This is a genomic window from Psychrobacter sp. UBA2514 (genome assembly GCF_002341255.1).
GTDB classification, from domain to species: domain Bacteria; phylum Pseudomonadota; class Gammaproteobacteria; order Pseudomonadales; family Moraxellaceae; genus Psychrobacter; species Psychrobacter pacificensis.
In genome coordinates this window covers 112,700-122,129 of record NZ_DDNS01000007.1, presented here as the reverse complement: position 1 = coordinate 122,129, position 9,430 = coordinate 112,700, and the positions used below count along the sequence as shown (strand labels likewise).

At 44.4% G+C, this 9,430-nt stretch carries 7 protein-coding genes; 5 read left to right on the top strand and 2 right to left on the bottom strand.

What is annotated here, in order from left to right; all coding sequences use genetic code 11:
- From B3V51_RS02385 to B3V51_RS02365, 5 genes are all read left to right on the top strand, one after another.
- On the top strand, positions 1–258 hold a 258-nt coding region (locus B3V51_RS02385; RefSeq protein ID WP_286707904.1), incomplete at its 5' end, for a thioredoxin fold domain-containing protein.
- 386 nt (positions 259–644) lie between these two features.
- Positions 645–2,003 carry a homoserine dehydrogenase gene (locus B3V51_RS02380; protein ID WP_240365856.1) on the top strand — a complete coding sequence of 453 codons (1,359 nt, stop codon included), beginning with the start codon at positions 645–647 and terminating at the stop codon, positions 2,001–2,003.
- Positions 2,004–2,152: 149 nt separating this feature from the next.
- The gene (locus B3V51_RS02375; protein ID WP_252962645.1) at positions 2,153–3,334 is read left to right on the top strand and encodes a thiolase family protein; all 1,182 of its coding nucleotides are present in this window, start codon (positions 2,153–2,155) and stop codon (positions 3,332–3,334) included.
- Between the two features lie 456 nt (positions 3,335–3,790).
- Positions 3,791–4,639, top strand: coding sequence for a DUF2382 domain-containing protein (locus tag B3V51_RS02370; protein WP_240365855.1), 849 nt, complete (start codon positions 3,791–3,793; stop codon positions 4,637–4,639).
- A gap of 242 nt (positions 4,640–4,881) precedes the next feature.
- The gene (locus B3V51_RS02365) at positions 4,882–5,448 is read left to right on the top strand and encodes a YsnF/AvaK domain-containing protein (protein WP_212563954.1); all 567 of its coding nucleotides are present in this window, start codon (positions 4,882–4,884) and stop codon (positions 5,446–5,448) included.
- 100 nt (positions 5,449–5,548) lie between these two features.
- Here the strand turns inward: B3V51_RS02365 and B3V51_RS02360 are convergent, their stop codons facing one another.
- On the bottom strand, positions 5,549–6,079 hold the full coding sequence (locus B3V51_RS02360; RefSeq protein WP_212563955.1) for a hypothetical protein: 531 nt from the start codon (positions 6,077–6,079) through the stop codon (positions 5,549–5,551).
- Positions 6,080–6,311: 232 nt separating this feature from the next.
- Positions 6,312–9,113 carry a preprotein translocase subunit SecA gene (gene secA, locus B3V51_RS02355; RefSeq protein ID WP_286707903.1) on the bottom strand — a complete coding sequence of 934 codons (2,802 nt, stop codon included), beginning with the start codon at positions 9,111–9,113 and terminating at the stop codon, positions 6,312–6,314.
- Positions 9,114–9,430: the final 317 nt, after the last annotated feature.

Genomic DNA, 9,430 nt, shown 5'->3' with positions numbered 1-9,430 from the left:
GCATGGCCACGCAGTCAAGAGTCTGTGCCAAAAATGGAAGCGATTTGGTGTAGTCAGGATCGTAACGCAGCGATGGATCAAGCAAAAATGGGTGCCAATGTGCAAGCGCCTAGCTGTGCTACCCCTGTGCAAGCGCATATGGCTCTAGGATCAAGACTGGGTGTACGCGGTACCCCTGCCATCTTTACTGAAGCAGGCGAGCAAGTAGGTGGCTATTTACCTGCAGCACAACTGGCGCAAGCTGTCGGTGCAAACTAATACTTAATCCTAACATGTGATATTTTTAATATATTCTAATATCTACCGTTTATATGAATGGATTTAAATATAAGACAGCACCGCTTGAGCAATATCTGAGTATGCCAAGTACAGATGAGCACGATAGTTATTCTATAATCTATACCCTATATAACCTTATCGACATTGTGTAGACGTCACAACTGCTTGTCGGTATGATACGATAAAGCGCGATGCAAAATTAGCAATACCCTTTTATCTGAGCATTTTTTATTCAACTATAATGAAGTATGTATGCAAAGTAGCACTAGAAAATGCCTATAGACTGCCGGTGTTATGCCGCAGACTCATTTGCTATTGCCCCAGCGTTATGCCTGCTTCATTATATTTAACCTCTTGAGGATACTGTGAGCAATTCCATCAAACTAGCGATACTTGGTTTAGGCACCGTCGGAACAGGTGTGATCAACCTAATCAATGACAATTTAGATGAGCTAAAACGCCGTAGTGGACGCGATATTATTATTACCGAAGTGGGTACGCGCCGTCAGCGTGATGATATTGATACCAGCATCATGCAAAACAGTGACTTGATGGCAATTGCGGCAAGCGACAATGTCGATATCGTTATCGAAGTGATTGGTGGTACGACCTTGGCTAAAGACGTCATCATGCAAGCTATTAAAAACGGTAAGCATGTCGTAACTGCAAATAAAGCGCTATTGGCTGAACACGGTAATGAGATTTTTGCCTTTGCTGAAGAAAATAATGTCCATGTTGCTTATGAAGCAGCGGTGGCAGGCGGTATCCCAATTATCAAAGTGATGCGCGAAGCGCTTGCTGCCAATAAAGTTGATTGGCTCGCAGGTATCATTAACGGTACTGGCAACTTTATCATGACCGAAATGCGTGACAAAGGTCGCCCATTTGCCGACGTACTAGAGGAGGCGCAAGAGCTGGGTTATGCAGAAGCAGATCCAACTTTTGATGTGGAAGGCATCGACGCGGCGCACAAACTAGCCTTGCTTGCCTCGATTGCCTTTGGTATCCCGCTACAGTTTGACAAAGTCTACTGTGAAGGCATCACTGGTATCACACTACAAGATGTCAACTACGCCGAAGAGCTTGGCTATCGCATCAAACATTTAGGATTTGCAGTACGCCGTGATGGTCAAGGCAACAGTGATGATGCTGGCGTTGAGTTGCGTGTACATCCAACGCTTATTCCACAAGATGCGTTGCTTGCCAATGTCAACGGCGTAAAAAACGCGGTATTGGTCAACTCACATCCACTTGGGCAAACACTCTACTGCGGTGATGGCGCTGGTGCTGGTGCTACTGCTTCGGCAGTGATGGCCGACGTCATGGATCTCGTCCGTGTATTAGGTAGCAAAAGTGGCGACGAGCAAAACAGCAGCGAGCAAAACAATCGTGGACACCATGTACCGCACTTAGCATTTATCCCTGAGCAACTCTCAGACACACCAATATTACGTGCTGAGCAGATGATTACTGGTTACTACTTACGTGTACATGCTTATGATAGCCCAGGTGTTTTAGCGGACATCACTCGCATCCTAAGCGATGCAGGTATCAATATCGATGCCATTCTACAGAAACCTGCGCATAAAGTTGGTCAAGTACCTGTCATTATCTTAACCCTACCTGTGGTCGAGAGTCAGATGAATCTCGCTATCGAAAAAATTGAAAAATTAGAGACCATTACTGATAAAGTAGTACGCATTCGCTTAGATGAGCTGGCTTAAAACATAATTTTAGCAAGCCACGCTTATCACCCCCTTTATCAGTGAACCAGGCAAGTGCTAACTGATAAAGAGTAACAGCGAACCAGCCCTTACCTCTACCTCTCTATGAGGCACTTTCATTTAAAATACGTAAATAAGGAATAATAACGATGTCAAATGATGCAATTGTAATCTTAAACGGCGCACGTACACCAATGGGCGGCTTCCAAGGCATACTAAAAGACATGAGTGCTAGCGATTTGGGCGCTGCTGCAATCAAAGCCGCTGTCGAACGCTCAGGCGTTAGTGTCGATGATATTGATGAAGTAATCATGGGTTGTATCTTGACTGCAGGTTTGGGTCAAGGCCCTGCCCGTCAAGCCATGCGCAAAGCTGGATTGTCTGACGCGACTGGCGCGGTCACCATTAACAAGCTATGCGGCTCAGGTCTAAAAGCCGTCATGCAAGCACATGATGGCATCAAAGCTGGTAGCTTCAATGTTGCTGTAGCTGGTGGTATGGAGTCAATGACCAATGCACCGTATCTGATGCCAGGGTCGCGTGGTGGCTACCGCATGGGTCACAAAGAAGTCAAAGATCATATGTTCTTAGACGGTCTAGAAGATGCTGAGACTGGTAAGCTCATGGGTATGTTCGCTCAAGAAATGGCGGATAAAAAAGGCTATACACGTGAAAAGATGGATGAGTTTGCCATCGAATCACTCAGTCGCGCGCTAACCGCTATCAAAGACAATCACTTCAAAGATGAAATTGAGCCTGTGACGTTTGAAACTCGTAAAGGCGAGCAAACGGTCGATACTGATGAGCAACCAGGCCTAGCGAATGCTGATCGTATCCCAAGCTTACGCCCAGCATTTGCAAAAGACGGTACGATCACTGCAGCCAATGCCAGCTCAATCTCAGACGGTGCTGCTGCTGTCGTCGTCATGAAAGAGTCACAAGCAAAGGCTGAAGGTCTGGATTATCAAGCTCGCATCGTTGCCACTGCTTCAAACTCTCGTCACCCAAGCGAATTCACCATCGCTCCGATCGGTGCCATCGAAAAAGTACTAGCAAATGCTGGCTGGTCAGTCGCTGATGTGGATCTATGGGAAATTAACGAAGCTTTTGCGATGGTCACTATGGCGGCTATGGACGAGCTAAACATCGACCACGCCAAAGTTAACGTTGAAGGCGGCGCTTGTGCGCTTGGTCATCCAGTAGGCTGTTCAGGTGCACGAATCCTAGTGACACTCATCAATTCTCTCAAGCGTACCGGCGGCAAAAAAGGCGTTGCGACACTTTGTATTGGTGGCGGCGAAGCAGTTGCCGTTGCTATTGAGCTTCCTTAAGTAAAAGCAATACTAGCGTGTCGTTGCTCAGATAGCTCGTAACATTTAACTTCACGCATTTATTGGTATTTATCTTTTGTTCAAGAACCGCATTGCTCATTGCTCTGCGGTTTTTTTGTGTCTATTGATTCAACGTTAACTTCAAACATTTCTTTGTGTTAAGACTCGTTAAGTTGTACCCCACCTATGTTATACCACTTACAGCCTATTACATGTAATTACCCCAAGCGCACATTTTGCTACCTTGCTCATGTATTTCATCCAAAATCATAGTGTTAGGATGGCTACAAGTTGATGCAGAGATGTTGTGATATATCTCTTAACTTACTTATTGAAATTCGATTATTGAAGTAATTTTTGCCCAGAATTTAAAATAAGTATTCATCAGCAATTTTAAGAATATCCATTTATAAAATAATTTTTACAAATACTAACTCATAAAAAAGGAAGACAATAATGAGCCAACTAATCCGTTTAAAAGATATTCAAGCCACTCATCGTGACCTAATCGGTGATGACTATTATGATCCAACAGACAAAACTGCTTACGGCGTTAATGAAGAAAAAATCGGTAAAATTGAAGGTGCGTTAGTAGAAGACACTACTGGCCGTATTCGTTACCTAATCGTTGATGCAGGTGGCTGGTTTAGCTCAAAAGAGGTATTAGTACCAGCGGGTCTTGCTCGTATTGTTGGTGATGATGTTTTCTTCGATAGCTTGACCAAGTCTCAAGTAGAAGCCATGGAAGTATATGACCACGACTATCAGTACAGCTATAAAGAGCAATACGAAAAAGATCGTCAAGCGTTTACTGCTGATACCGTTCCAGCTGAAGAGCGCGTAGACATCGCAGACCATTCTTATGATGCACCAAACACACTAGAGCTTTTAGAAGAGCGTTTAACTGTCAATAAAGACCGTATCGTTGCAGGCCTTGTAAAAGTTGGCAAACATGTTGTGACTGAAGAGCGCAATGTCGAGGTTGAGCTAGAAGAAGAACATGCTGATATTCAGCGCACTAGCGTTGATCGCCCAACAGACCGCCGCATCGGTGATATGGATACTAATGATACCGTTGAAGTTGAGTTAGAAGCAGAACGTGCTCGTGTTGGTAAAGACACTTATGTGTCTGAAGAAGTTAATGTTGGTAAAACAACAGAGCGTCATACTGAAACTATCGTTGAGACTATCCAGCGCGAAGAGCTAGACGTTAATAATGACGGTAATGTGGTCGACCGTGAAGGCAATTTAGTTGACCGTGATGATATCACAGCAGATGATGTACGCCGCGCTCGTGGTATGTAATACCCTGATACTTTGCGTCTTTTAATGTCATTGTGATTTCATTATGAGATGTGATAATAATAGGTAGCTAAGCATTTTGACTTAGCAGATTAAGACCAGAGCATGTCTCTGGTCTTTTTTGTATCGATAATATGGGGACGTGAGTTATTATAGTAATGATTAATGATAGTAATAAATTCAATATCATTCGTTAACATTGCATTTTGCCCGATTCATCATCTTATAATTATAAGGAAATAAAAATGACTACTGACCACACAGAAAACTTATACCAAGACGATTTGGAAAGCCAAAAAAGCACACTAGCTGATAAAACCTCCAATGTCGTCAATGTTGGGCATTTGGAGCTATTAGAAGAGCGACCTGTCATCAATAAAGAGCGCCTAGACGTTGGTAAAGTGACTGTTACCAAGCATGCCCGCACCAAGACCATTGAAGTGCCTATTGAGCTTATAGAAGAATACATTACCATTCGCACTGAGTATCATGATGCAGAGAGTCAAGAATTACTGTCAGGTAACTATGATGACAGAGATATATTGCGTCATGTTGAACCCTCACTAGATAGTAAAGCCGTGGTGACCGTCAATGGTAAACAAATAGAGGTTGGTAACGAGCCGATTGAAATCGTTCTATCACGCCAAGTAGCAACTATTACTAAAGATACCTACGCCGTCCAAGAAATTGATGTCAATAAGAGCACACATATCCATACCGATAGTATTCAAGTAGAGTTGAAACATGAAGAGCTCGATGTGACTGAAGAAGGGTTTTTGGCACATGAGGCCAATGCTACTCGACCAAAATAAGCCCTTTGGCGTTGATAGCAAGCATATAAATTACTGACATAAAAAAGCAACGCTAATCTCGCGTTGCTTTTTTATTATGACATTTACAGCAGTCAAACTTTTATACTTTATTACATTCAAACGTATTCACGGTTGACTCATCCGCACCCGCCGTACGCATGACACCAGTTTCACGTTCTTCATGCGCCACACGCCACTGAGTAAAACCTTCACCGCCATCTAACCCTGTGGCAACTTCAAACACTTCTGGATTACTGCCTTCATTGGTCTGATTCAGTGTTACTGTTCCCATATCAGTGGCAACGACCACTTGATTGGCATCTTCTTTATAAGTGGCTTCGACTTTTAGTTCAGGTGAGCACAGATACGATACCTGCGTCACGCTGCTGTTTACCGATGCGACCGTATCATCTTCTACTTCATTAAGTGAGGCATCTTCAGTATTTACAACGACATCACTTGGCTCAGCAGGCTCAGCTGACATTGGTACAGATTCTTCAGCATTGACACCATCTTCCATACTTGACTCTGGCTCTGATTGTTGCTGACAGGCACTGATCGTTAATGCACCAGCGAGCAACCCCGTCAATGCGACTGAGGTACGCAATTTTTTTAATAATTCTAAACTCATAACGCTCTCCCAAATAAATATGCTAAACACTATAGCGTGTCCATAAATTCACGCCTATGCTGAATTTGTAAGCAATCAATACAAAGTATTCATCTGCTATAGAACAGTAAATTATAGAACAAGCAGCCTTTATAAGATATAAAAAAGCCCCTATCTGGTTGAGATAAGGGCTTGCTATTTAGCAGTCTACAGACTTTAATCATAGTTGCTAATGATTAAAAGACCATACTGATTAGATTTTGCCGTGGCACTGCTTGTACTTGAGCCCTGAACCACAAGGACAAGGGGCATTACGACTGATATTCATACCAGCATACGGGTTTGGCTCTTTGGCATTGCTACCACTGGCACCACTGGCTGCCATAGCAGCGCCAGCTGCTGCCGTACCACTAAGGCTGCGGTTTTGTGGTTGCGGCTGAGCGGCGGCACTGTTTACGTTGCTATCTAAATTATCTACGTCATCATGTTCAAACTGCATTTGCATATGCGCAGCATTCTCACGCTGCTGAGCTTCCAACGCCTCTAGCTCTTCTTTGGTTGGGATATGAACACGTGATAAATCTTGTACCGTTTCAGACTTGATGGCACCTAGCATCATTTGGAACAATTCAAATGATTCACGCTTGTACTCTTGCTCAGGGTTTTTCTGTGCGTAACCGCGCAGGTGGATACCTTTACGCAGCTGATCCATCTGTGTCAAATGCTCTTTCCAGTGCTTATCTAGACTCTGTAGCATAAAATGACGCTCAAGCTGGGCGGCGTCTTGCTCACCCATCTGCTCACGGCGGCTGTGATAACGCTCTATGGCTGTTTGAATAATTTTAGCACGCAGTCCTTCTTCATCTAGACGGCGGTCTTCATCTAGCCAATCGTTGATCGGCATCGTAACTTTAAACTCGTCCTCAAGCTCATCTTCTAATCCGTCAATGTTCCACTGATCGTCGATAGAGCCAGGCGGAATGAACTGGTTGATCATGGCGTTATAGACTTCATGATGCATCACTTCAATGGCTTCTAATAAGTCCATTTCGGCAAGCAAATCATCGCGCTGACCATAGATAACTTTACGCTGCTCGTTGGCAACGTCATCGTATTTCAACAGATTCTTACGCGCATCAAAATCGCGGCTCTCAACTTTACCTTGCGCGTTTTCGATCGATTTTGAGACCATCTTGTGCTCGATGGCTTCGTCTTCTTTGAGACCCATGGCACGCATCATATTGACCACGCGATCGCCTGCGAAGATACGCATCAAATCATCTTCGAGCGATAAGAAAAAGCGCGACATCCCAGGATCACCCTGACGACCAGCACGACCACGTAACTGGTTATCGATACGTCGTGACTCATGGCGCTCAGAACCAATGATATGTAGACCGCCAGCCGCTACCACTTGATCGTGCTTTACCTGCCACTGTGATTTTAAGCGCTGCATCTCCTCTGGACTGACCGAATCGACATCTTCAATAAACGACTGCCAATTACCACCAAGGATAATATCCGTACCACGACCTGCCATGTTGGTGGCGATCGTCACTGATTTTGGGCTACCAGCCTGTGCGATAATCTCAGCTTCACGCTCATGCTGCTTGGCGTTTAGGACGTTATGCTTCACGCCTTCTTGATCGAGCAAATAAGACAGTTCTTCACTGGCTTCAATGGTCGCTGTACCGACCAGCACAGGTGCACCTTTGGCTTGAATGTCTTTAATCTCGCGGATAATGCCCTTGTATTTGCCTAACTTGGTTAAGAAAATCTGATCATCCATATCGATACGAGCAATCGGCTCATGCGTTGGAATGACGATGACATCTAGATCGTAAGTAGATTTAAATTCTGCCGCTTCAGTATCAGCGGTACCCGTCATACCAGACAGCTTGTCATATAGACGGAAGTAGTTTTGGAATGTGGTGGTTGCAAGTGTTTGGTTTTCTGCTTGGATTTCAACGTTTTCTTTGGCTTCTACTGCTTGATGCAGACCTTCTGACCAGCGGCGACCAGGCATAGTACGGCCTGTGTTTTCATCAACGATGACCACCTCGCCTTCATCGACGATATAGTGGACGTTTTTGACAAATACATGATGCGCACGTATGGCAGCTTGGACGTGAGCCAATAACGGCAAGCGGCTTGGGCTATATAAGCTTTCGTTTTCACCCAGCTCGCCCACTTCGACTAAGAAGCGCTCAATTTTTTCGTAACCCTTTTCACTGATTTCAATCTGACGGTTTTTTTCATCAATCCAAAAATCTTCATCTTCGTTATTTTTATTGGCTTCTTCGTCTTTTGAGCGCTTAAGCCGTGGAATGATGGTGTTAATCAGCGCATACATGCGCGAAGAGTCTTCGGCTTGCCCTGAGATAATCAGCGGCGTACGTGCCTCATCGATTAAGATTGAGTCAATCTCATCGATGATACAAAAATTCAGCGGGCGCTGTTTTTTCTCTTTTAGACTAAAGACCATGTTGTCACGCAAATAATCAAAACCGTACTCGTTGTTGGTACCGTACGTGATATCGGCTTGATAGGCGTCGATCTTTTCTTGTGGCGGCTGCTGTGAGTAAATCACACCGACAGTCATGCCCAAAAAGTTAAAGAGCGGACGGTTGAGCTCCGCATCACGCGCCGCAAGATAGTCGTTGACCGTGACCAAATGCACGCCTTTACCACTGATGGCATTGAGATACATCGCCAAGGTGCCCATTAGGGTTTTACCTTCGCCCGTTTTCATCTCAGCGATTTTGCCTTCGTGCAAAGTGATACCACCGATCAGCTGTACGTCATAGTGGCGCATACCATTGACACGCAATGAGGCTTCGCGGCAGACGGCAAACGCCTCTGGCAATAGTGCATCTAAGCTTTCGCCTTTTTGGTGGCGGGCTTTGAACTCTGCCGTTTTTTGTTGTAGTTGCTCATCAGACAGGGCTTGTATTTCAGCCTCTTGTGCGTTGATCTTGCTGACCACTTTACGCATGCGTTTTAGTTCGCGGTCATTTTTGGTGCCAACCACACTGCCTATAATCTTTGATAACATAATTTTTTGACCTATGGAATATTCGATAATTAGTGCGCATTAGCCAAAGCTTAGCTCGTGGCCTTGTCATTACCCGACTAAGTACTACCTAATTTAGTATCGCCCAATTAAGTGTGCCGTCATTATATATGGTTATGGCGCTGATGGATACAAGGGCGGTGAGTAGATATTTGCCAAGGCAAAAACCGAGCAGGACGTGTTAAAATAGCGCTTACTTTATTAAATTTCTTAGCTTTTTTGGTGCCTGTATGTGATAGCTATAAGGTAGCTGTCATATGGCGCTGTCGATATAATCTAGCCTAAATCTAATCGTTATA